General features: G+C 62.3%; 19 protein-coding genes and 1 tRNA gene. 5 read left to right on the top strand and 15 right to left on the bottom strand.

What is annotated here, in order from left to right:
• Positions 1 to 86: 86 nt before the first annotated feature.
• The 5 genes from ACX17K_RS03515 to ACX17K_RS03495 are packed head-to-tail and all read right to left on the bottom strand — an operon-like array spanning position 87 to position 5009.
• A complete protein-coding gene (locus ACX17K_RS03515) occupies positions 87 to 2186 on the bottom strand; it encodes a type IV pilus secretin PilQ (RefSeq protein ID WP_493773713.1) in 2100 nt (699 codons plus the stop codon).
• On the bottom strand, positions 2183 to 2710 hold the full coding sequence (locus tag ACX17K_RS03510) for a pilus assembly protein PilP (RefSeq protein WP_493773712.1): 528 nt from the start codon (positions 2708 to 2710) through the stop codon (positions 2183 to 2185). Before ACX17K_RS03510 ends, ACX17K_RS03515 begins: the two co-directional genes overlap by 4 nt.
• A gap of 5 nt (positions 2711 to 2715) precedes the next feature.
• A complete protein-coding gene (locus ACX17K_RS03505; protein WP_493773711.1) occupies positions 2716 to 3321 on the bottom strand; it encodes a type IV pilus inner membrane component PilO in 606 nt (201 codons plus the stop codon).
• Positions 3318 to 3896, bottom strand: coding sequence for a PilN domain-containing protein (locus ACX17K_RS03500; protein WP_493773710.1), 579 nt, complete (start codon positions 3894 to 3896; stop codon positions 3318 to 3320). The genes ACX17K_RS03505 and ACX17K_RS03500 overlap by 4 nt, the downstream gene beginning before the upstream one ends.
• The gene (locus ACX17K_RS03495; RefSeq protein ID WP_493773709.1) at positions 3897 to 5009 is read right to left on the bottom strand and encodes a pilus assembly protein PilM; all 1113 of its coding nucleotides are present in this window, start codon (positions 5007 to 5009) and stop codon (positions 3897 to 3899) included.
• A 166-nt stretch (positions 5010 to 5175) separates the two neighbouring features.
• Between ACX17K_RS03495 and ACX17K_RS03490 the strand changes: the two genes are divergently transcribed.
• The 3 genes from ACX17K_RS03490 (at position 5176) to lpxO (ending at position 9380) form a co-directional block, all read left to right on the top strand.
• Positions 5176 to 7488: a penicillin-binding protein 1A gene (locus ACX17K_RS03490; protein ID WP_493773708.1), complete on the top strand. Its 2313-nt coding sequence runs from the start codon at positions 5176 to 5178 to the stop codon at positions 7486 to 7488.
• A gap of 114 nt (positions 7489 to 7602) precedes the next feature.
• Positions 7603 to 8337, top strand: coding sequence for a metallophosphoesterase (locus ACX17K_RS03485; protein WP_493773707.1), 735 nt, complete (start codon positions 7603 to 7605; stop codon positions 8335 to 8337).
• Positions 8338 to 8459: 122 nt separating this feature from the next.
• Positions 8460 to 9380: a lipid A hydroxylase LpxO gene (lpxO, locus tag ACX17K_RS03480; protein WP_070979775.1), complete on the top strand. Its 921-nt coding sequence runs from the start codon at positions 8460 to 8462 to the stop codon at positions 9378 to 9380.
• 198 nt (positions 9381 to 9578) lie between these two features.
• Here lpxO and ACX17K_RS03475 read toward each other — a convergent pair whose 3' ends face one another.
• From ACX17K_RS03475 to ACX17K_RS03465, 3 genes are read right to left on the bottom strand one after another with little or no spacing between them, the layout of a single operon-like run.
• Positions 9579 to 10964 (bottom strand): efflux transporter outer membrane subunit, encoded by a 1386-nt coding sequence (locus tag ACX17K_RS03475; protein ID WP_493773706.1) that lies wholly within the window; start codon positions 10962 to 10964, stop codon positions 9579 to 9581.
• 3 nt (positions 10965 to 10967) lie between these two features.
• Positions 10968 to 14111: a multidrug efflux RND transporter permease subunit gene (locus tag ACX17K_RS03470; protein WP_493773705.1), complete on the bottom strand. Its 3144-nt coding sequence runs from the start codon at positions 14109 to 14111 to the stop codon at positions 10968 to 10970.
• A gap of 16 nt (positions 14112 to 14127) precedes the next feature.
• A complete protein-coding gene (locus ACX17K_RS03465; RefSeq protein ID WP_347751727.1) occupies positions 14128 to 15264 on the bottom strand; it encodes an efflux RND transporter periplasmic adaptor subunit in 1137 nt (378 codons plus the stop codon).
• A gap of 85 nt (positions 15265 to 15349) precedes the next feature.
• Between ACX17K_RS03465 and ACX17K_RS03460 the strand changes: the two genes are divergently transcribed.
• Both ACX17K_RS03460 and ACX17K_RS03455 read left to right on the top strand, forming a co-directional pair.
• On the top strand, positions 15350 to 16114 hold the full coding sequence (locus tag ACX17K_RS03460) for a response regulator (protein WP_493773704.1): 765 nt from the start codon (positions 15350 to 15352) through the stop codon (positions 16112 to 16114).
• Positions 16111 to 17172, top strand: a complete 1062-nt coding sequence (locus ACX17K_RS03455; protein WP_493773703.1) for an ATP-binding protein — start codon at positions 16111 to 16113, stop codon at positions 17170 to 17172. Before ACX17K_RS03460 ends, ACX17K_RS03455 begins: the two co-directional genes overlap by 4 nt.
• Here the strand turns inward: ACX17K_RS03455 and ACX17K_RS03450 are convergent.
• The 7 genes from ACX17K_RS03450 to ispB all read right to left on the bottom strand — a co-directional run bounded on the left by ACX17K_RS03450 (position 17169) and on the right by ispB (position 23320).
• Entirely contained in the window at positions 17169 to 17621 is a 453-nt protein-coding gene (locus ACX17K_RS03450) for a GNAT family N-acetyltransferase (RefSeq protein WP_493773702.1), read from the bottom strand. The genes ACX17K_RS03455 and ACX17K_RS03450 overlap by 4 nt on opposite strands.
• A 301-nt stretch (positions 17622 to 17922) precedes the next feature.
• Positions 17923 to 19797 (bottom strand): DUF7380 domain-containing protein, encoded by a 1875-nt coding sequence (locus tag ACX17K_RS03445; protein WP_493773701.1) that lies wholly within the window; start codon positions 19795 to 19797, stop codon positions 17923 to 17925.
• A 148-nt stretch (positions 19798 to 19945) separates the two neighbouring features.
• A complete protein-coding gene (locus ACX17K_RS03440) occupies positions 19946 to 20662 on the bottom strand; it encodes a hypothetical protein (protein WP_493773700.1) in 717 nt (238 codons plus the stop codon).
• A 164-nt stretch (positions 20663 to 20826) separates the two neighbouring features.
• Positions 20827 to 21456, bottom strand: a complete 630-nt coding sequence (locus ACX17K_RS03435) for a hypothetical protein (RefSeq protein ID WP_493773699.1) — start codon at positions 21454 to 21456, stop codon at positions 20827 to 20829.
• A gap of 287 nt (positions 21457 to 21743) precedes the next feature.
• The gene (locus tag ACX17K_RS03430; protein WP_493773698.1) at positions 21744 to 22004 is read right to left on the bottom strand and encodes a hypothetical protein; all 261 of its coding nucleotides are present in this window, start codon (positions 22002 to 22004) and stop codon (positions 21744 to 21746) included.
• 240 nt (positions 22005 to 22244) lie between these two features.
• A tRNA-Arg gene (locus tag ACX17K_RS03425) sits at positions 22245 to 22319 on the bottom strand.
• Positions 22320 to 22339: 20 nt separating this feature from the next.
• Positions 22340 to 23320, bottom strand: coding sequence for an octaprenyl diphosphate synthase (gene ispB, locus ACX17K_RS03420; RefSeq protein ID WP_046167368.1), 981 nt, complete (start codon positions 23318 to 23320; stop codon positions 22340 to 22342).
• Positions 23321 to 23346 lie beyond the last annotated feature (26 nt).

Genomic DNA, 23346 nt, shown 5'->3' with positions numbered 1-23346 from the left:
CCGAACGTTCACGACTCTGTCTTGGCTGCTTGCCGCAGCCAATCTGTCAATGAAGCGAGGCTGCGTCAGAGCCTGGCCGGCGAGCATCAGCGCGATGCGGCGACCAGGTCGTTGATCACTTTGGGAGTGATGAAAATCAGCAGCTCGCTACGCTTGTCTATCTTCTGCGAGCTGCGGAACAGCGCCCCCAGCAAGGGAATGTCGCCGAGGAAGGGCACCTTGTTGACCACGTTGTCCAGCTGTTGTTGATAGATGCCGCCCAGCACCACGGTGCCGCCGTTGTCCACCAGCACCTGGGTGGTGATCTTCTCGGTCGACAGCGACGGCGTGCCGTTCACCGTCTGTTGGAAGTTGGCCGAATCCTTGTTGACGGTGATGTCCATCATCACATGGTTGTCGGGCGTGATTTGCGGTTTGACCTTGAGGCTGAGCACGGCCTTCTTGAACGACACCGACGTGGCGCCGCTGGAGCTGGCTTCCTGGTAGGGGATTTCCGTGCCCTGCTCGATGGTGGCTTCCTGGCGGTCGGCGGTCATCACCCGCGGACTGGAGATGATGCGGCCCTTGTCCTCGGCCTGCATCGCCTGCAGCTCCAGGCCCAGAATCACCGAGTGGCCGACGTTGTACAGCGCGGACAGCGTGCCGGACGGATTGGCGATCGGCAGGTTGACGCCGGCGGGCGTGGTCTGGATCACATAGGGCTGGCCGGTGTTCAAGTTGGTGACGTTGTTGACGTTGGTGCCCAGCGGGTTGCCGGAGATGATGCCGTTAGGGTCGGCGCGGTCATAGGTGAGCTTGATGCCCAGATCGCGCTCCCAGTTGTCGGTGGCCTCGACGATGCGAGCCTCGATCAGCACCTGTTTCACCGGGATGTCGGTTTTGGCGATCACGTCGCGGATCTTGTCGATCGCCGTGCCGATGTCGTTGACGATCAGGGTGTTGGTCTTGGGGTCGATCAGTACGCTGCCGCGTTCCGACAGCAGGCTTTCTTTCTTGCCGGAATTGTTGTCGCCGTCCAGTACTTTCTTGAAGTCTTCGGCGGAGCGGTAGCGCAGCACGAAGGTTTCCGAACGCAGCGGCTCCAGCGTGGCCAGCTGTTGCCGGGCCTCCTGCACTTGCTTGTCGCGCGCCAGCAGCTCGTCCCGCGGCGCGATCTGGATGATGTTGCCGTTGCGGCGCTGATCCAGCCCCTTGCTCTGCAGAATCAGGTCCAGCGCCTGGTCCCAGGGCACGTCCTTCAGCCGGAGCGTGATGTTGCCGGTGACCGAGTCGCTGGTGACGACGTTGAGGCCGGTGAATTCGGCGATCACCTGCAGAACGGTGCGGATTTCGATGTTCTGGAAGTTGAGCGACAGCTTGTCGCCCTTGTATAGCGGCTTGCCGGCATCGCCGCCGCCAACCGTTGTCAGCGCGGGGCGCCGCACCTCGACCACCAGCTTGCCGTCGGTCTGGTAGGACGAATACTCCCAGTCGCCTTGCGGCATCACGGTGACGCGGATATTGCGGCCCAGATTGGCGGCGTCCACCTTGGCCACCGGGGTGCCGAAGTCGGTGACGTCGATGCGGCGCACCAACTGCGGCGGCAGCGAGGCGCTGGCGATGTCGACCACCAGATTGGAGCCGTCGCGCCGGATATCCACCGGCGTGTTGGCGCTGGGCAACGCCAGCTCCACCCGGCCCTCGCCGTTGCGGCCGCGGCGGAAATCCAGGCCGGCAGCGCCGCCCGCGGCTACCTGGGCTTGCGTGTCGGCGCGGGCGGTCGGCGCGATTTCCTGCGGAGTGGCGGACGCCTGTTCGGAAGGCATCGAGCCATCCAGCGTCAGCAGCAACCGGTTGCCGCTGATCTCGCTGCGGTAGCTGGCGTTGCGGGCCAGGTTGAGCACCAGCCGCGAACGGCCGCTGGCCTCGACCGCTACGGCCGAGCGCAGCAGAGGGCTGTCGACATTGAGAGATGGCTTGGCCATCTTGACTTCGGTGTTGGCGAAGTCCAGCGCGATGCGGGGCGGATTGGACAGGGAGAAGCTGTTGGGCTTGACCGCCGGGCCGTCGAAAGTGATCTGCAGCGTCTGCCGATTGCCATCCACCTTGCCCGCGTCCAGCGCGGTGATGGACGGCGCGGCGGCGGCCAACTCCGCGGCCAGGCACAAGGCCAGTCCTGTCCACAATGCGATGCCGAGTCTTTTCATTTGTTCTGCCCTTGTTCTGCAAGATGCAGGCTGCTGTTGCGCTGCACCCACTCTCCATTCAGGTCTTCGACGGTTTCGGCAAGCTGCACTTCCGCGTCGCTGATCGAGGTGACCTTGCCAAAGTTCAGCCCCAGGTAATTGCCTGGCTGGACTCGGTAGACAGATCCTTCCGGCGTGCGGATCAGCGCGTAGATGGCGGTGTTCCGTCGTATCGTACCCACCATCTCCAGCTTGTCCAGATCGTAATTTTCCAGCGCCTCTCTCGGGCGGCTCAGATCCGGCGCATTGGCCGAATTCTGGCGCTTGCCCGCCTGCAGCTTTTGCGGGTTGAACGGATCGGTCAGGTCATAGGCCTGATAGTTGAATGGCTTATAGGCCTGAACCTGCGGCAGGGGGTCGATCTGGCCGCGCAAGCCCAGGCTGCTGTTGGCCATCCATTGCCGCAAGTCGTCATTGCCGTTGTCGCCGCTGTCGCCGCAGGCGCTCAGCAGCAGCGGGAGCAGACAGATCGCTATTCTTCTCATCGTCATCACTTTTGCGCCATCGCGCCGAGACGTTCGCCGGGCTCCAGGGCGCGATACGTGCGGGCGGTGGCGTCCATGGTCAGCCGGTTGCCTGCGCCGGGCGTGAGGCTGATCTCGCCGATGGTGACGATGCGGGACAGCTGGGCGATGTCGTTGACGAAGGCCGCCAGGTCGTTATACGAGCCGGTCAGACGAATGGTGATCGGCACTTCGGCCATCTCCGCGGTGCGGGCCTCGGCGCCGGGCTTGAACAGATCGAATTGCAGCCCGCGGCCGATGCCGGCCTGGTTGATCTCGGTGAGCAGGGTATCCATGTCGGATTTGGTCGGCAGCTGCTTGAGCAGGGCGCCGAAGGAGGCGTCGATTTCTTTCAACTGCTGCTCCAGCGCGTCCAGGTTCACCGCCTGGCGCTTCTTGTCGATGAAGGTCTGCTTCAGCGTGGCTTCCTGCTGGCGGGACTGGTTGAGCTTGTCGAACTGCTCGCCCAGCACGAAGAAATAGCCCAGTCCCACCACCAGCAGCAATAGCAGGAACAGCATCAGCATCTGGGCCTGCATCGGCCAGTTGGGCATGTCCTTGGGATCGAGCGCGCGCAGTTCGTCCAGCGTCATGGCGTGGCTCCGGCGGGTTTGTTGGCGGAGGGCGGGCTTTGCTTCATCGCAGCATTGAGCGTAAACGCGCTGACCCGCTGATTGTTGACGATGATCGAGCTGACTTCGATCAGCACCGGCGCGTCGAAGGTTTCCGACTGGCCGAGCAGCCGCATGTAGCTGGAGACCCGGGCTCCGGATTGGGCGTAGCCGGTCAGCGTCACCTGATTGCCGATCTGCTTGAAGCTTCTTAGGTACACGCCGTCAGGAGTCTGGCGCACCAATTGATCAAACAGATGCACCGCGGAGTTGCGTCCCTCCTGCAGCCGCTCCACCAGCTGTTTGCGCGCCAGCAGGTCGTCGCGTTGTTTCTTCAGTTTGCCGATATCCTTGATCTGCCGATCCAGTTTGCCGATTTCCGCCTGCAGCACGTGGTTGCGCGCCTCCTGCCCCGCAATCTGGTGCTGCAGCACCATATAGCCTATGGTCAGCAGCAGCAGCGAAGCCAGGACGGTTGCGCCCAGCAGCAGCTGGAAGCGCAGCCGGTGCGCGGCCTTTTTTTGCTCGCGGTGGGGAAGGAGGTTGATCCGTATCATTCAGTCGAACCTCCTGAGCGCCAGTCCGCAGGCGATCAGCAGCGAGGGCGCGTCCATCAGCAGCTCTTTCAGCCGGATGCCGGGCGCCTGCACCAGGGTGGTGAACGGGTTGGCGATCATGGTGCTGATCTGGGTGCGGCCGGCCACGGCGTCGTCCAGTCCGGGCAGCATGCTGCAGCCGCCGGCCAGCAGGATGTAGTCGACGCGCAGATATTGCGACACGCTGACCGTGGTGTAGAAGAACTGCAGCGCGCGCTGGATTTCCTGGGCCAGCGAGTCGATGAACGGATGCATCAGCTCGGATTCGTAGCCGTCGGGCAGCGCCATGCTGCGCTTGCCGCTTTCGGCTTCCTCGAAGCTGACGTTGTAGCGGCGCTGGACGTCGCGCGTCAGCTGGTGTCCGCCGAACATCTGTTCGCGGTAGTAGATCTGCTGGTTGTTGCGGATGATGTTGCAGTGGATGCGGGTGGCGCCGATGTCGAACAGCGCGAAGGTCTGGTTCATGCCTTCGTCCGGCAGCTGCTGCTGGATCTGCTCGAAGGCCGTCATCATCGCGAACGATTCCACGTCCACGACCTGAGCGCGCAGGCCGGCCATTTCCACCACCGCCACGCGTTCTTCCACTTTTTCCTTGCGGGCGGCGCACAGCAACACTTCCAGATCGTCCAGGCTGGACGGCGACGGGCCCAGCACCTGGTGGTCGAGGTTCACCTCGTCTAGCGGAAAGGGGATGATCTGATTGGCCTCGGACTCGATCAGATCGTCCATGTCCTCGGTCTGGCTGGCCGGCACCAGCAGTTTCTTGTAAATGGCCATCGGCGTGGGGATGGCGATGGCGACGCTGCGTATCGGGCTGCCCAGGCGTTTCCAGCCATGGCGCAGCGTTTCGGAGATGCCGTCGATGTCGACCAGGTTGCCGTCGTTGACCGCGTCCTTGGGCAGCGGTTCGGTCACGTACCGCTCCACCTGGATGTTGCGGCCATTGCGCGAGAGTTCGACCAGCTTGATCGCGGTGCTGCTGATGTCCAGTCCCAGCAACGGCGAATTGTGGGATTTCCCCAGCCCCAGTTGTTCGAGCAAGGAGCGCCCGAGCCTCAATTTATCGATTAGCATCCGCGCCTCGATCCGGTCTCATGCAACAGAAAATCGAACTGTTGCCGCCATTGTTTGTCTTGTTGGCTTTCACAAGACGTTATAATCCGGTTTCCAGTGAAAGCCCATCGTAAATATGCTCAGACGATTTCTTGCTATTTTGGCAGGCGTATTCCTAGGTGGCGTGGTGTTGCTTGCGGGTGCCGCCGCGATTGCAATCATCATAACCTACCCGCGCCTGCAAAGCCTTGATGTAATCACGGACTACCGTCCGAAAATTCCGCTCCGCGTCTATTCCGCCGACAACCAGCTGTTGGGCGAATTCGGCGAAGAGCGGCGTTCGTTCTCCCGCATCCACGAAGTGCCGCAGCTGATGAAGCAGGCGGTGCTGGCTGCCGAGGACGAGCGTTTCTATCAGCATAGCGGCATCGACTACCTCGGCATCATGCGCGCCGCCGTCGGCAACCTGGTGTCCGGCCATGCCCGCTCCGGCGCCAGCACCATCACCATGCAGGTGGCGAAGAACTTCTTCCTGTCCAGCGAGAAGACCTTCACCCGCAAGTTCAACGAAGCGCTGCTGGCGTTCAAGATCGAGCACACGCTGAGCAAGGACCAGATTCTGGAACTGTACTTCAACCAGATCTACCTTGGGCAGCGGGCCTACGGCTTCGCCGCCGCGGCGCAGACCTATTACGGCAAGACGCTCAACGACCTGAGCCCCGCCCAGATGGCGATGCTGGCCGGCCTGCCCAAGGCGCCGTCGGCTTACAACCCCATCGTCAATCCCGACCGCGCCAAACTGCGCCAGCAATATGTGCTGCGCCGGATGCGCGAGCTGAATTTCATCACCCAGGACCAGTACGACCAGGCGCTGGCCGAGCCGCTGCATCTGGCCGGCCAGGTGGCGGAAACCAGCCAGCCCGGCCAGTATGTTGCGGAAATGGTACGGCAGGCGATGTACGAGCGTTACAAGGAAGCGGCGTACACCGAAGGCTTCAAGGTCTACACCACCGTGGACAGCCGCCACCAGAAATGGGCGTACGACGCGCTGCGAGCCGGCTTGATCGACTACGACCGCAAGACCGGCTACCGCGGTCCGGAAAGCTTCCTGGATCTGCCGGCCGGCGACGGCGAGGACGCCACCGAGGCATTGGACGAGGCGATGGGCGATCTGCGCGACAGCGGCGACATGCTGCCCGCCATCGTGCTGTCGGCCAGCCCGTCCGAGGTGCGCGCCTACATGCGCGGCGGCAAGATCGCGTCGATCAAGGGCGCGGGCCTCGATTTCGCCCGCCGCGGGCTGAGCAGCAAGGCGTCGCAGCAGCTGCAGATCCGCCGCGGCGCGGTGATCCGCGTGCAGGCCAACGCCAAGGGTTATTGGGAAATCGTGGAGATGCCGGAAGTGGAGGGGGCCTTCGTGTCGCTGGACACCCGCACCGGCGCGATCAAGTCGCTGATCGGCGGCTTCGACTTCAACCGCCGCAGCTTCAACCACGTGACCCAGGCCTGGCGTCAGCCGGGCTCCTCGTTCAAGCCCTTCATCTACTCGTCGGGCATTGAGCGCGGCATCACGCCGTCCACGCTGATCAACGACGCGCCGCTGTCGGTGCCCGGGGTCAACGGCCAGATGTGGACGCCCAAGAACGACGACGGCAAGTTCTCTGGCATGATCACCTTGCGCCAGGGCCTGACCCGGTCCAAGAACCTGGTGTCGGTGCGCGTGCTGATGGCGGTGGGAACCGACTACGCCCAGCAGTACCTGCAGCGCTTCGGCTTCTCCGCCAAGCAGCATCCGGCCTACCTGCCGATGGCGCTGGGCGCGGGCTCGGTGACGCCGCTGCAGATGGTGGAGGGCTACTCGGTGTTCGCCAACGGCGGCTACCGCACCAAGGCCTTCTTCATCGACCGCATCGAAGACCAGTCCGGCCGCGTGCTGGCCAAGACCGTGCCCACCGTGGCCGGTCAGAACGCCCAGCAGGCGATCGATCCGCGCAACGCCTTCATCATGCGTTCGATGATGGGCGACGTGGTCCGCTACGGCACCGGCTTCCGCGCGATGAGCCTGGGCCGCACCGATCTGGCCGGCAAGACCGGCACCACCTCAGACTGGAAGGACGCCTGGTTCGTCGGCTTCAATCCCAATCTGGCGGCCGCCACCTGGGTGGGCTTCGACCAGCCGCGCTCGCTGGGCCGCTACGGCTACGGCGGCACCGCCGCGCTGCCGATCTGGATCAACTACATGGGCAATGCCTTGAAGGGCCAGCCGGAAGTGGAACTGCCGGTGCCGCAGGGCATCGTGGTGAAGCCGGGCGCCGGCCAGCGCGGCGGCGACGAGTACTACTACGAAGAGTTCCAGAAGACCAATCCGGAGCTGCATATCGACAACCAGGGCTCGGTGCCGGGCAGCGAGGGTGACGCCAGCGCGCCGCTGTCGGACACCGACAGCGGCAAGCCCGCCGCCCAGGACGCGGTGGAGAACGTCAAGGATCAGCTGTTCTGATCTTTTTCACCGGACGCAAACAACCGGCGGGACATCCCGCCGGTTTTTTTATTGTCTGAGCCGATGCGCGGTTTCGGCGATAATCGATGCCTTTGACATGCCGGGGAGCCGGGAATGAAAGTCGCGCAATTGACCGATCTGCACCTGTTCGCGGACAAGCGGGGCTGCCTGCTGGAGCGGGACACCCACGCCGCGCTGGAAGCGGTGCTCGCCGCGGCGGCGCGGGAGCCGGGCCTGGAGGCGGTTTTGCTGACCGGTGACGTGTCGCAGGACGAATCGGAGGCGTCGTACCATCTGGCGGCGGAGGCGCTGGGCGCGCTGGGGGTGCCGGTGCACTGGATAGCCGGCAACCACGATTGCCGCGCGGCGATGGCGCGGGTGTTCGCCGGCTATGATTTTCTGCGGCCGCTGGAGACGCTGGAGCTGGGCGGCTGGACCTTCATCGGCGTCGACAGCTGCGTGGCCGGGCAGGATGGAGGCCGGATCGGCGACGCCGAGCTGGAGCGGCTGCGTCAGCGGCTGGACGGAGCGGGAGAGGGGCCGGCGGCCGTGGTGCTGCACCATCATCCGCTGGCGGTGGGCACGCCGCTGCTGGACGATTGCATGTTGGCGCAGGCCTCGCCGTTCTGGCAGGTCGCGACGGCGGCGGATGCGTTGAAGCTGGTGATCTGCGGCCATGTGCACGGCGAGCACAGCATCGCCTATCGCGGCAAGACGCTGGAAGTGGGGCCGGCCACCTGTTTCCAGTGGAGGCGCGGCGCCTGCGACATCGAGATCGACGACCGGCGCGGTTACCGGCTGTTCGACCTTGCCGCAGATGGCTACTCGGTACGAACGGTATTCGTCTGAACGTGTCCAAATTGCTGAAGATGCGGCAATTTTTTGTACCTTGCGGCCAGTTTCTACCCGAATAAGCCTGCGCTGATGGTCCTGTCGTTTTACAATGTCGCTCTGATTGTCTGGAGTTGCCGATGCCTTATTTCAAGATTCTGGTGGTGGCGGTTTTCGTGCTGTCCACCCTTTACGTGCATTTCCGCGGCCGCGTGCGGCTGGGATTCTGGCGCCAGTTGAGCGACCACTCCACCATCATGGCGCCGATCAACTGCTTCATGTATTTGTTTTCCAAGGTGCCGCCCAAGCCCTACCTGCCGGTGGCGCGCTTCCCTGAGCTGCAGGCGCTGACCGCCAACTGGGAGAAGATCCGCGAAGAGGCGGTGGCGCTGTACGACCGCGGCAATATCAAGGCCTCGGACAAGTACGACGACCTGGGCTTCAATAGCTTCTTCAAGACCGGCTGGAAGCGGTTTTATCTGAAATGGTACGGTCAGGATCACGCGTCCGCCCAGGCGCTGTGCCCGTACACCACCGAATTGTTGAGGCAGTTTCCCAACATCAAGGCGGCGATGTTCGCCGCGCTGCCGCCGGGTAGCCGCCTGGTGCGCCACCGCGACCCGTTCGCCGGTTCGGTGCGCTACCACCTGGGCCTGATCACGCCCAACGACGACGGCTGCTTCATCGACGTGGACGGCGAGAAATACAGCTGGCGCGACGGCGAGGCGGTGATCTTCGACGAAACCTATCTGCACTACGCGGAAAACACCACCGACCAGAACCGCATCATCCTGTTCTGCGACGTGGAGCGGCCGATGTGGTTCTGGCCGGCGCGGGTGATCAACCGCATCGTCAGCCGGGTGCTGGTGGGCGCGGCCAATTCGCCGAACGAGGCGGGCGACCGCGTCGGCGGCCTCAACCGCGCCTTCCGCTACATCCAGCAGGTGCGCCTGCTGGGCAAGAAGATCAAGGCGCAGAGCCGGTTCACCTACTACCTGCTGAAGTGGCTGATCCTGGGCGGCCCCATCGTGCTGTGGCTGTTCTGGGGCGCGTGGCGCTAAGGCCCGCTGATAAAATCCCTGGTCCTGCGTTGCGCCTCTCTGCCGCGCGACGGGCAGGGCCTGAGTCGGCGAGTCTTGGCTCTGACAGCCCCGCGAGGCGGCTCCAAAAGCGCTAGCCAGGGAAATGAAAAACCGCGCCAATGAGCGCGGTTTTTCATTGGGCGGCACCTGCCCGGGCATGTTCGTGTTCGCCGGGAATCAATGGTCGATCAAGCCGCCGCCCAGCGCCTTGTACAGCGCCACCGCATTGCCGAACTCGCCGCGCCGCAGGTCGAGCAGCGCCTGTTTGGCGGCGTAGAGCTGGCGCTGGGCGTCCAGCAATTCCAACCGGCCGTCTACGCCGGCGCGGTAGCGTTGGGCCGAAAAATCCGCGCGGCGCTCGGCGCTGGCCACCGTCCTGCCCTGGGCGGCGATCTGCCGGCCGAAGGTTTCGCGTCCGGCCAGGCCGTCGGCCACTTCGCGGAAGGCGGTCTGGATCGCGCGTTCGTATTCGGCGACGGCGCCGGACTTGCGCAGCTCGGCCAGGCGCAGCTCGGCGCGCAGCCTGCCGCTGGGAAACAGCGGCAGCGAAACCTGCGGCGCGAAGCTCCAGGCGCGGTGGCCGCTGTCGAACAAGCCGCGCATCGCCGGGCTGGCGAAGCCCAGCGACGCGGTCAGCGACAGGCTGGGGAAGAAGGCCGCGCGCGCCGCGCCGATGTCGGCATTGGCGGCCGCCAGCTCTTGTTCCGCCTGCAGGATGTCCGGCCGGCGCAGCAGCAGGTCGGACGGCAGGCCGGCGGGCAGCCGCGTCGCCACCGGCTGGGCCTCCAGCGGCAGCGGGGCGGGCAGGTCGGCGGGCGGCTCCGCGCCGATGAGCAGCCGCAGCGCGTTGCCGGCTTGCGCGAGGGCGCGGGCGCGGGCCTCCAGGTCCGCTTCGGCGCTGGAGACCTGGCCCTCGGCTTGCGCCACCTCCAGGCCGCTGCTCTGATGGCCCGCTTTCAGCAGGCGCGCCAGGTCCAGCGATTGCCGCCAGTCGGCCAGCGTGCGCACGGCCAGCTGTTTTTGCTCGTCGGCCAGCCGCTCGGCGAAGTAGGCGTCCGCCACCGCGCCCACCAGCGAAATCTGCGCGGCCCGCCGGCCCTGTTCGCTGGCCAGATAGCGGGCGAAGGCGGCGTCGGACAGCGCCTGCATGCGGCCGAACAGGTCGATCTCGAAGGCGCTCAGCGCCACGTTGGCGCTGTAATGCGTTTGCGTGGCGGCCGGCGTCGCGCCGTTCGCCGGCGTGCGCTGGCGCGCGGCGCCGGCCACGCCGTCTATCTTGGGCAACTGTTCGCTGCGCTGGATGCCGTATTGGGCCTGCGCGGCCTCGACGTTCAGCGCGGCCAGGCGCAGGTCGCGGTTGTTGTCCAGCGCCAGCTCGATCAAGCGCTGCAGCCGCGGATCGCCGAACATCGAGCGCCAGCCCAGGTCCGCCGCGCGGGGGCCGGATTCGCCGCCGGAGGCGGCGGGGAAGGCCGCGGGCACCGGCAGATCCGGTTTGACCAGCGGTTGGGTCAGCGAGCAGGCCGACAGGGCCAGAATGATGGGAAGAATGATGAATTTCATGGCTCAACCCTCCTGTCCGCGGTTCGGGGCGGCGTCCGGGCGGCGCGATTTCAGCCACCCTCCCAGACGCTCCTGCAAGCCGAGCACGAACACGAAGAAAACGGGAACGAAGAAAATGGCCAGCACGGTGGCGGTCACCATGCCGCCGAACACGCCGGTGCCGATGGCGTTCTGCGTCTCGGCGCTGGCGCCGGTGGCGATCATCAGCGGCACCACGCCCAGGCCGAAGGCCAGCGAGGTCATCAGGATGGGCCGCAGCCGCAGCCGCGCCGCCTGCATCGCGGCTTCGGTCAGGCTCTTGCCTTCGTCGCGCAGCTGCTTGGCGAACTCGATGATCAGGATGGCGTTCTTGGCCGACAGGCCGATCACGGTGATCATGCCTACCTTGAAGAACACGTCGTTGGGCATGCCGCGCAGCATCACGGCGGCCAGCGCGCCGATCAGGCCCAGCGGCACCACCAGCATTACCGACAGCGGGATGGACCAGCTTTCGTACAGCGCGGCCAGCACCAGGAACACCGCGATCATCGACAGCGCCATCAGCATCGGCGCCTGCGACGCCGACTGGCGCTCCTGCAGCGACTGGCCGGTCCATTCGACGGCGAAGCCGGGCGGCAGCTGCGCGGCCAGCCGCTCCATCTCGGCCATCGCCGCGCCGCTGGAGTGGCCGGGCGCGGCGCCGCCGGAGATGCGCGCCGCCGGGTAGCCCTGGAAGCGCACCAGCTGCAGCGGCGTTTCGGCCCACACCGGGCGCGCCAGCTCGGACAGCGGCACCATGCTGCCGGCCGCGTTGCGCACGTAGAGCTTCAGCACATTGTCTATCTGCATCCGCGCCGGGGCGTCGGCCTGGATGATCACCTGCTGCATCCGGCCATGGTTGGGGAAGTCGTTGACGTAGGCCGAGCCCATCGCGGCGGACAGCGTGTCGCTGACGCTGGCGAAGGGGACGCCCAGCGCCTCGGCCTTCTGCCGGTCTATCTCCAGCCGGATGCTGGCGCCTGCCGGCAGGCCGTCCGGGTAGACGCCGGCCACCACTGGGCTTTGCGCGGCCATCTCCAGCAGTTTGGCCTCGGCCGCCTTCAGCGCGGCGGAGCCCTGGTTGGCGCGGTCTTCCAGCCGCAGCGTGAAGCCGGAGCTGGTGCCCAGCTCGTCTATCGCCGGCGGCAGCAGGCTCATCACCGTGCCTTCGGTGGCGCCGGCCATCGCCTGTTGGGCGCGCAGGCTTTCGTCCACGGTCGACGCGCCGTCGCGCTTGTTCCAGTCTTTCAGCACCGCGAAATTCAGCGCGGCGTTGGCGCCGGAGCCGGAGAAACCGTAGCCGACGATGGAAATGCTGGACTGGACCGCCTGGCGGGTGGCCAGATGGCTGTCCAGCTTCTTGACCAGGTCGCGGGTGCGCTCGGCGGTGGCGTCGGCCGGCAGCAGAAAGCCGGTCATGAAATAGCCCTGGTCTTCTTCCGGCAGGAAGGAGGAGGGCAGGACGTTGAAGCCGGCGGCCATCGCGCCGGACAGGGCGGCGAAGACCAGCATCACCCGGCCGGAGCGGCCGATCAGCCGGCCGACGCGCGTCTCGTACCAGTCGGTCAGGCGCGCGAAGCGGCGGTTGAACCAGCCGAAGAAGCCGCGCTTCTCGTGGTGGCCGCGGGGAATGGGCTTCAGCAGCGTCGCGCACAGCGCCGGCGTCAGCGTCAGCGCCAGCAGCGCCGAGAACAGGATGGACACGGCCATCGCCAGCGTGAACTGCTGGTAGATCACGCCGACCGAGCCGCTGGACAGCGCCATCGGGATGAATACCGCGGTCAGCACCAGCGTGATGCCGATGATGGCGCCGGTGATTTCCTTCATCGCCTTCGACGTCGCCTCTTTGGGCGACAGGCCTTCCTCCGCCATCAGCCGTTCCACGTTTTCCACCACCACGATGGCGTCGTCGACGATGATGCCAATCGCCAGCACCATGCCGAACATGGTGAGCACGTTGATGGAGAAGCCGGCGGCCAGCATCACCGCGAAGGTGCCCAGCATCGCCACCGGCGCGACGATGGACGGGATCAGCGTGTAGCGCGCGTTTTGCAGGAACAGGTACATCACCAGGAAGACCAGCACCATCGCCTCGACCAGCGTGTGGATCACCTTCTCGATGGAGATCTTGACGAAGGGCGCGGTGTCGAACGGGATGGAATAGCCGATGCCGGCCGGCATCGCCTTGCCCAGCTCGGCCAGCCGCGTCCGCACCGCCTCGGCGGTTTTCACCGCGTTGGCGCCGGGGCTCAGCTGCACGCCGGCGAAGGTGGCCGGCTTGCCGTTTTCAGTGCTGACGAAGTTGTAGGACTGCGAGCCCAGCTCGACGCGCGCGACATCGCCCAGCACCACCTTGGCGCCGTCGGCGTTGGCGCGCAGCACGATGGCGGCGAATTGCTCCGGCGTGGAAAGCGTGCCCTGCACGGTAAGCGGCACGGTCACCCGCTGGCCCGGCAAGGCCGGCGACGCGCCCAGGCTGCCCGGCGCGATCTGCGCGTTCTGCTGGGCGATGGCGGCGGTCAGGTCGCTCATCGCCAGGCCGTAGGAGATAAGCTTGGCCGGGTCCACCCAGACGCGCATCGCCTGCTCGGCGCCAAACAGCTGCACCCGGCCGACGCCGTCGATCCGGCGCAGCTCCTCGACGATGTTGCGGGCCATGTAGTTGCTGAGCTCGGTCTCGTCGAAGCGGCCGTTGTCGGAGCGCAGGCCGATCAGCATCAGAAAGCCGGACGAGGCCGACTCCACCATCACGCCGTTCTGGCGCACGGCGGCGGGCAGGCGCGGCTCTACCGCCTTCAGCTTGTTCTGCACGTCAACCTGGGCCATCGCCGGGTCCGTGCCCGGTTTGAAGGTGACGGTGATCTGCGCCGCGCCGGAGGTATCGGCTGAAGATTCGAAATACAGCAGGTCCTTTACGCCGGAGAGCTCCCGCTCGATAAGGCTCAACACGCTGTCGCTCATGGTCTGCGGCGTGGCGCCGGGATAGACGGCCGTGATGGTGACCGTCGGCGGCGCGACCGACGGATAGCGGGAGATCGGCAACTGGGGGATGGCGATCACCCCCAGCAGAATGATGAACAGGGCGATGACCCAGGCGAAGACCGGGCGGCGGATGAAGAATTGGGACATGATGGCTTCCCCTCGCTCAGCGGCGCGCCGGCGCGGCGACGCTAGCTGCGACCAGCGCGCCCTCGGACAGGCGCTCCATGCCCTCGACCACCACCTTCTGCCCGGCTTTGAGGCCGGCCTGGATGCGGTAGCGGCGCTCGGCCAGTTCGCCCAGCTCCACGGCGGCGAGGCGCGCGTGGCTCTTGGCGTCCACGGTCCATACCTGCGGCTTGCCGCCGATGCGCACCACCGCCTGCTGCGGCACGGTCAGCGCGTCTGCGTAGCTCGCGCGCGGCACGCGGGCGCGGACGAACATGCCCGGCAGCAGTTGCCGTTGCGGATTGTCCACCAGCACGCGCAGCAGCACGTCGCCGGTGCCGGCGTCGACATTGACGCCGGAGAACAGGATGCGGCCGGTTTCGTCGTAAGGCTTGCCGTCGGCGCGCAGCAGCGCCACCGGCAGGCCGCGGCCGGCCGCTTCCGGCTGCGCCGCCAGCGTCCGCCGCACCGACTCCAGCGCCGCGGCCGGCTGGCGCACGTCCACGTAAACCTGGTCGATCTGCTGGATGCGCGCCATCGGCGAGGCGTCGCCGGAGGCCGCCAGCGCGCCCTCGGTGACCAACGCCTGGTCGATGCGGCCGCTGATCGGCGCCTCCACCGTGGCGAATTTCAGATCCAGCCGGCGGCGGGCCAGCGCGGCGCGGGCCTGGGCCACGTCGGCGGCGGCCTGGTCGCGCTGCGACGCCGCGTCGTCGAACACCTGGCGGCTGACGGCGTCGGTCTCGACCAGCGGCTGCAGCCGGGCGGTTTGCGCGCGGGCGCGGGCCAGCGCGGCTTCGGCCCGCTGCAAGGCGGCCGCCGCGGTATCGGCGTCCGCCTTGAGCGGGGCCGGATTGATCTGGAACAGCGGCTGGCCGGCCTTGACCTCGCTGCCTTGCTCGAACAGCCGACGCAGCACGATGCCGCCCACCTGCGGGCGGATTTCCGCGACGCGCACCGCGGCCACGCGGCCGGGCAGATCGTCGCTCAATTTCAGCGGGGCGGGGGCCAGCGTGGCGGCGGCCACCGGGATCGCCGCCGGGGCGTCCTGCGGCGCGGGCTGGGAGCAGCCGGCCAGCAGCGCAACGGCCAGCGCGCAGGCGCCGCCGCAGCGGCAGGCTTGCAAGTAATTCATGATGACTCCATAGCGTTCAAACTTGTGATGGGCGGCAGTGTGCCCGCGCAGGATGGGGATTGCCGTGTGGTAGCATGGAGATTCGATGGAGATGCGCAATGAACGCGAAACCGGCAGCATGAGCGACACAATCCGACCCGCGGCCCAGGCGGCGCAAGCCCTGGTGCTGATAGCCGAAGACGAACCCGAAATCGCCGAGATCCTCGCCGCCTATCTGGCGCGCGGCGGCCTGCGCAGCGCGCACGCCGCCGACGGCAGGAAGGCGCTGGAGATGCATCTGGCGCTGAAGCCGGACCTGGTGTTGCTGGACGTGCAGATGCCGCATGTAGACGGCTGGCAGGCGCTGGCCGAGATCCGCCACCGCGGCGACACGCCGGTGATCATGCTGACGGCGCTGGACCAGGACATCGACAAGCTGATGGGCCTGCGCATCGGCGCCGACGACTACGTGGTCAAGCCGTTCAACCCGGCGGAAGTGGTGGCGCGCGCGCAGGCGGTGCTGCGCCGTTCCATGGCCGCCTCGCGCCAGGCCGAGCCGCGCGTGCTGCGCGCCGACCCGTTCGAGATCGACCTGGAGCAGCACGAAGCCGCCGTGCTGGTGGGCAAGCAGCGCCACGCGCTGAGTCTGACGCTGACCGAGTTCAAGCTGCTGGCGCAGCTGGCGCGCGTGCCCAGGCGGGTGTTCACCCGCGCCGAGCTGCTGGCCGCCTGCCTGCCGGAAGGCGACACGCTGGAGCGCACGGTGGACAGCCATATCAGCAAGCTGCGCAAGAAGCTGGAAGAGCGCGGCGTGGAGGGGATTCCGGCCGGCGTCCGCGGCGTGGGCTACAAACTGTGGAGCGGCGAATGAGGCTGGAGGGACTGAGCCGCCAGATCGCGCTGTCGATGGCGACGATGGCCTTCTGCGTGACCGTGCTGGTGGTGGTGACCGGCTTCACTTTCTACTACGTGGCAATGACCTATTGGCCGGTGCAGTTCGAAGCGCCGGGCTGGAAGATGACCGCGCCGGAGTGGGTGTGGCTGATTTCCAGCACCGTGGCGGGCCTGGCGCTGTCGGTGGTGATGGGCCTGCGTCTGGCGCGCCGCATCCTGGTGCCGCTCAACTCCGTGGCGGCGGGCATACGCCGCGTCGCCCTGGGCGATCTGGACGCGCGCGCGGCGGCCGGCGACCGCTCCTTGCGCGAAGCCGCCGCGCTGGCCGACGATTTCAACGCGCTGGCGGACCAGCTGCAGCGCATGACCAAGGAGCAGGCGTTCTGGAACGCCGCCATCGCCCATGAGCTGCGCACGCCGGTCACCGTGCTGCGCGGCCGGCTGCAGGGGCTGGCGGAAGGGGTGTTCACCCCGGACGAAAGCCAGTTCCGCCGGCTGCTGGCCCAGGTGGAGGGCCTGGCCCACCTGATCGAGGACCTGCGCGTGATCAGCCTGGCGGAAAGCGGGCATCTGGACATCGAGATGCGGAACACCGATCTGGCCGCCGAAGTGCGCGCGGTGGTGGAGGTGTTCGAGGACGCGTTGCAGGCGGCCGGGCTGCAGGCGGCGCTGGATCTGGACGAGCGGCCGGCGCAGTGCGATCCGGTGCGCATCCGCCAGGCGCTGCTGGCCTTGCTGGACAACGCGCGCCGCTATGCGCAACCCGGCCTGGTGCGGGTGCAGCTAAGGGTGGAGGGCGGCCAGTGCCGCCTGCGAGTGGAGGACGAGGGCCCGGGCATTCCCGGCGATTTCGCGCCGCACGTGTTCGAAGCCTTCCGCCGCTCCGACGCGGCGCGCCAAAGCGGCAAGGGCGGCAGCGGCCTGGGGCTGGCGGTGGTGGCCGCCATCGCCCGCGCCCATGGCGGCGAGGCCCGCTGCAGCCCGGCGGGCGGCGGCAGCCGTTTCGAGCTGAGCTGGCCGCAGCCGCCGCGCTAGCCGGTCCGGCGCTCGGCCAGCTTCATGAATATGAGCTCCGGGTCGCCGTCATCCAGGTTCTCGATACGGCCGCTTTCCCCATAGCCCAGCTTGCGCAGCAAGCGGCGCATCGGCGCATTCGATTCATTAGTGGAAGTAAACAGCTTGCCGCCCGCGCATTGCGCTTCCAGCGCAAGCATCAGCGCGCTGGCGACGCCGCGGCCCCGCGCCGCTTCCGCCACCATCAGCAGCGGGATGAAGCGCTGTTGGAAGAAAGAGCGATCCAGAATGCCGTAGCCCAATATCTTAACGGAGCCGCCGGCGGCCTCTGCAAGCCAGCAGCTTTGCGCGGCGATCGCGTCGCCCAGCGCCTGCCGCCGGCCGGGCTCTCGCCTGGCGATGGGATCTAAATCGATGAGGGCCGGCAGGTCCGCCGCTTGGGCGGCCCGTATGCTGAAAGGCGTATGCATTGTCCTGGCTGGCGAAATGGTCCGCCGCTCAATCTAGCGGTTGGCTGCGGGGTGGGCAAGGTTGTTGCCGAAACATGGAATGTAAAAAGCCGCACCATTTTTCGGGTGTGGCTTTCCCATTTGTGGTTCTAACTGCTTTGGCCCGACAGGAATCGATTATGATTTTTATTTTATTGTTTTAAAAGTATTTTCTTATTTTGAATTTATTTGAATGCCCCCATTTGTGCCCCCGTGCTTCAGTATTAGCTTGCTTCATCGTTTGTGAGCATCTGACGTCTTGTATTCAATCGGGCTCGGAATCCTAATCCGATTCTGGTGTGGAGTTTTTCTTGTCATTTTTGGGATAGGACTCATCGGGGGCAATGGTTGATGCGGATTCTGCAAGCCTCCGTTCCATTATTTTTGACGATAATACGCAGAATCGTAGTAGTAGCCACCATGCATATAGCACATCGCTCCCGAACAGATCTGTATCGTTCAGTAGTCCATGAGCCATCTCGTTTCGGAGATTTGTGCCTAGGGGATCAATAAGTAGATCTTGTAGCTCGAATACTCCATCTTCGCCGAACGCTTGCAACGCTTCAGGAGTTTCCAACAGAACTCCTAGAGAACGCTCGGGTTGTATCCCTGTGGGATCAAGCATGGAAGTAGTACCGCCGTAGGATTCAACGACATGACGTACCATTGCTTCGAGTTGAGGTGGTACTAGATGCCCGGCGATGAGCATATCACCTTGGAAGCCTGCAACTAGAGCACGAAGTACACTTTCGGTATGGCCCGGTGGAATCCAAGGGCTGTAACGAATTAAGCTTAATAGCTCCTGCCTGTCGGGAGCGTGTTCTTCAAGAATCTTTGTCCGAGCGGGATTGAGTACAGAATATACAATAAGGCCCCTTCTTCTACATGCATGGCTGAACATGCGCCAACGAAGGCCATCTTCTTTGTAGTTATTTGCTTCAGCCTCTAAACAAGGAGCACGGGCAATGACCCGACCGCGTGAATTCAATTTCGAGAAGGAAATGCGACTGGAAAATATTGATTTACGAGAGAGTTCGTGGACTGTATGTTGAAGCTTTTCTATTGATGGTGGATTTGTTAGTCTGCTCAAGATAAATACAGCTTCGTTAATGGGCTTACCTTGAACTGCTGCCATGGAACTCTGAATTAATGTGGTTACGTCGGTACTTGTCGTAACCGGTTTCAGGTCTGCTACTGACTCTTGTTGTAGTGATAATAATAATTCATGAAGCTCAGCTGCTCGTGTTCGGCCTTTGGGTACCTGACGCATCATTTCGATGGCATCTGATAAGATAGAAGCGGCTGTCATTGCCCCACGCCCTGGTTGCTTGTGTGCAAGCTCGGCTTCACTAACTAAGCTTTCGGCTGCAGCGCGTAACGCGTTTTCTTCGTTCTCTTTGTCTCCAATTTTGCGGTGACATTCTGATGCAAGTTGGTAGTATTCCTTCGCCCTCCAGAAGTTCTGGTTTTTTGTTGATTCAATTGCAGCGGTTAAGGCAAATTCTGCGCATTTTTTTGTATCGCCATTCTTGAATTCCAGTAATAATTTTATTAGCCGGAGTGTGAGATATAAGGGGTCGGTGCCGCGATGTTTTTTTAGTATGGTTTCTATTTCATTCAACACCTTTTTTTGTAGTAAGGCTCCGCCTTTCCCAAGGCTTGCAGATAGACGCAGCGCTCTCTCTAAGCGTTTATAGCACGGAGCCCAATCGTTTGGATTCTCTAACCCTTTCGCTGATGAAAGGTAAGCTTCAACTGCCGCTTTCGCTGCAGTAAACGAGCGTATTTGAATCCATAGTAAATCCGAAAAACGAGCACGAAGCTCCGGGTTTTGTAGAGACAACACCCATGTTTCTATCTCTCGTAGCTTCTCCTTCGGAAAGTCAGCTGGAACAGCACTACGTTTATCCTCTATTACAAACATAGGTCCAAATGGTTCTGCTGGTTGGTCGGTATGAAGCATCATTGACAATACAGCACTTATGAAGCGCAAGCACTCGCGTTGCTCGCCACTCAAGCAATCATCATTTTGATCCAGCTTTGATGAAATTTCAGCTTGGTAGGTGTCACAGTCAAATTTCTCGACGTCTTGAAGAAAAGTATCTAATTCGATGGATGCTAGCGTTTGGCAATTTATGAGTTTCCAGTCTAGTGACATTTATCACCACCGTTTCAATTTCTGTTTAATAACGTCAATTATTGTTCATTGAATATGATTTTGCATGGATTAAGTTGATGCTATTTGCGTCGACTTTCATATCTGCTTGATGGTGGGCTTCAAGGTTTTCTGTAATTGCATGCCCTATTTATGGTTTCGGTTGAGGCTTGTTTTTGAGCTTAAAGTAGAGTAAGAATACTGAGCATAAGACTAATGGGAGTATGAGTGACCAAGGCTTAGGGATAATAACAACCCATATTGGACATATCATAAATACAAGCCCAATTATAATCTGTGAAAATGAACGATTATTTGCTAGATATTCAATTAATTTTGATTTGTCTTTTCCGGGCTTGGGAGTTAGCGTGGTTTTGATTAAAAATACAAATCCATTAATCATGAAAAGTATTATAACTTCGATTGGGATGAAGAACAATATGACGGAGGAAGGCTGCTGGTCAGTAGGGGTTTGTTTGTATGCGATAAAAATCTCACCGATGATGGCACCTAATCCCAGCATGCCGGATGAAAAAACAGCATCTGCAAATCTTGCGGTGGTTTTATTTAAAAAATTTAACTGTGGCAATATTATATTAATTCCAAATAGAAATAATGTTATTATTCCGAAGAAATTAAAAAAATCTGAATCAGCTAATGATTTTATTCCCTTTTCCCCTGCGGAAAAGTAAGTAATTTCATTGAAATGGAAATGATTGATTAGTAGGTATAGTAGAAATAGAGAGATGGCTGGTATTAGAATTAGAAATGCACTTGATGAGAAAAATTCATATATATGCTCTTTTTCCGGAATGGCGTTTTTTGCTATTCGTTCAAATTCATTTTTTATTTGACTTCTTGTAATCATGGTTTCTCCATTATTTTAAATGGTTCTTTGTTGGCTAAAAAGTTGCTATTGGAATATGCCTACGGATTTAAATTGAATGGACGTCAATTTATATTTTGATGAATTATTAACCGGCGCAATGAACTTGCATAATATTTAAAATATCATTAGGCGAGTAATGAGAATTACTTCCCTATTTTGGGAGCAACTTTTACCGCACGCCAATAACTTAAGCCTGTCTCCATCTGCAACGGGGTGGGACGTTGGTATTGATCTTGCAGTGCCCGTGCCACATCTTCCCCGAAGTGGGCACGGGCCAGGTCAGGCGCGGAATGCAGATAGTGGGCGGTGTATTCAGTCAGGTCGGGATGACTCAAGAAGCCCAGCGGCTGCTTGTGGTCGAGTCCATCCCATACCGAGCGGGCGTAGTGCATAGCAATGACGCGCTGGGCTGCCTGGGTGCGTTCGGCCAGCGGCAAGCTGGCGTCTTGCAGTTGCGCCCTGGCGGCGGTCTTCTCGGCTTCGCGTTCGGGGTAGGTGGGCAGGCTGATGCCTGGGTGCAGCGCTTCGAACAGCATTCGTTGCAGCGATAGGCCCTTGACCAAGGTTTGGTCGGCCTGGCGTTTCGGGTAGTAGTCGATGCCGGTTATCGGGTCCGGCGTTTCGCCGCTTAAGGTCAGATTCTTGGCTTTGTACTTGACGGTGTTTGCGAGAAGTTCTTGCAACTTCTCATCGCTCAAGTTGTTGGGCCATTCTTCACCGATCAGCGTTTTCGCGCAGTTTAGTTGTTCGCGGGTGTAGTTGATCTTCGCCATGCGATGTTCTTGTATCTAGGCTGGCACAATTTGCCTTAAATGGTATGCCGATTGATTTTAAACCGCGCGTCTTTTTCTTACGTATGTAGCAAAAACTACTGCCAACACTGCCAACTTGTCTGTAAGTGGCTGATTTGTATGGGTTTGGTTGTTGGCAGTGGCGGCTAAAGCAATGCCAACTGGCAGGGGCAAACTGCCAACTGGGCGGGATGGGGCGGAGGAACTGCCAATTGACTGCCAACACTGCCAACTCACTGCCAACAGATAAAGCTATATAAATCAGCTCATTAGATAGGTGTTGGCAGAGTTGGCAGTGGGTTTGGCCTCACGTGAGAAATTTTTCGCTTACTCTCTTCCGCTTCGCCGTCGTGCGGATGCAACTGCATGCGGTAGACCTGGCCCACGCCTTTGCCGCCATGCACGGTCCAACCAGCGCGCCCCTTTGGCCGTTGCAGCATCCCCGCCCGGTACAGCACTTCGCAGGCATGCCGCACTTCATAGCCGGCGATGACTTCGCCCTTGAAAGCGCCCGGCGTCACCAGAAACACCGCTTCGCCGCTAAGCGCTTGTAGCCATTGGATTGGGCGCTCGCGAGTATCTGTTACTCATCTAGAGCTGCCTGGCGTTCGAAGCACGCATATTGCCCTGCGCCAATGGAACTGAAGTGAGCGACTTCTAGTTGCTTTCATCAGATGCTTGCGAAGCAACTTGGGAGAATTTTGGACGTTAAAAAACCCGCAAAGCCTTGTTGGCTGGTGCGGGTTTTTGGATCGCTCTGGAAGTGCTGGTGGTGCCCCCGACAGGAATCGAACCTGTAACTGCCCCTTAGGAGGGGGCCGTTATATCCATTTAACTACGGAGACGCTACGGAAAGCTGGTGCGGTCAGGCGCTGCGGTCCACCGACAGGCGGGCCAATTCGATCAGGGCCTGGCGGACTTCCGAATCGGGAATGTTCTGCAAGGAGGCGATGGCCTGTTCGGCCATTTTCACGGCTTCATTCTTGGCGTATTCCAGCGCGCCGCAGGATTGTACCGCATTCAATACATCGTGGAAACGGTCGCGGTTGGCGTTTTCCAGCGCGTCGCGCACCAGCGCGGAGGCTTCCGGGCTGCCGTTGCGCATGGTGTAGATCAGCGGCAGGGTAGGCTTGCCTTCGGCCAGGTCGTCGCCCAGGCTCTTGCCTATGGTGTCGGCGTCGCCGCTGTAGTCCAGCACGTCGTCGATGATCTGGAAGGCGGTGCCCAGGTACATGCCGTAGTCGGCCATAGCCTGCACCTGTTCGGCGGAGGCGTCGGCGATCAGCGCGCCGACGCGGGCGGCGGCTTCGAACAGTTTGGCGGTCTTGTACTGGATGACCTTCAGGTATTCGTCTTCGCTGACGTCGGTATTGCCGATGTTCAGCAGCTGAAGCACCTCGCCTTCGGCGATGATGTTGGTCGCCTCGGCCATCACTTCCAGGATGGTCATGTTGCGGGTGGTGACCATCATCTGGAAGGCGCGGGTGTAGAGGAAGTCGCCCACCAGTACGCTGGCGGCGTTGCCGAACAGCGCATTGGCGGTCTTGCGGCCGCGGCGCAGGTCGGATTCGTCCACCACGTCGTCGTGCAGCAGGGTGGCGGTGTGAATGAACTCTATCATCGCGGCGAGTTCGAACAGGTGCTCGCCCCGGTAGCCCAGCGCGCGGCCCGACAACAGGGTCAGGATGGGGCGCAGGCGTTTGCCCCCGGCGGAGATGATGTATTCCGCCACCTGGCGGATCAGGACGACGTCGGAGTGCAGGCGGGCGCGGATCACGCTGTCTACCGTCTGCATGTCGTCGGCTATCAGGGTTCGGAAAAGCGGGGTGGACACGTTTTCAACCAGTTATCGTTCGAGGGCTACGCCAAAGC

The organism is Chromobacterium sp. INPA-IVC, assembly GCF_059047085.1.
Note: the sequence above shows the minus strand (reverse complement) of the source record. Positions and strands in the feature narration are given on the sequence as shown.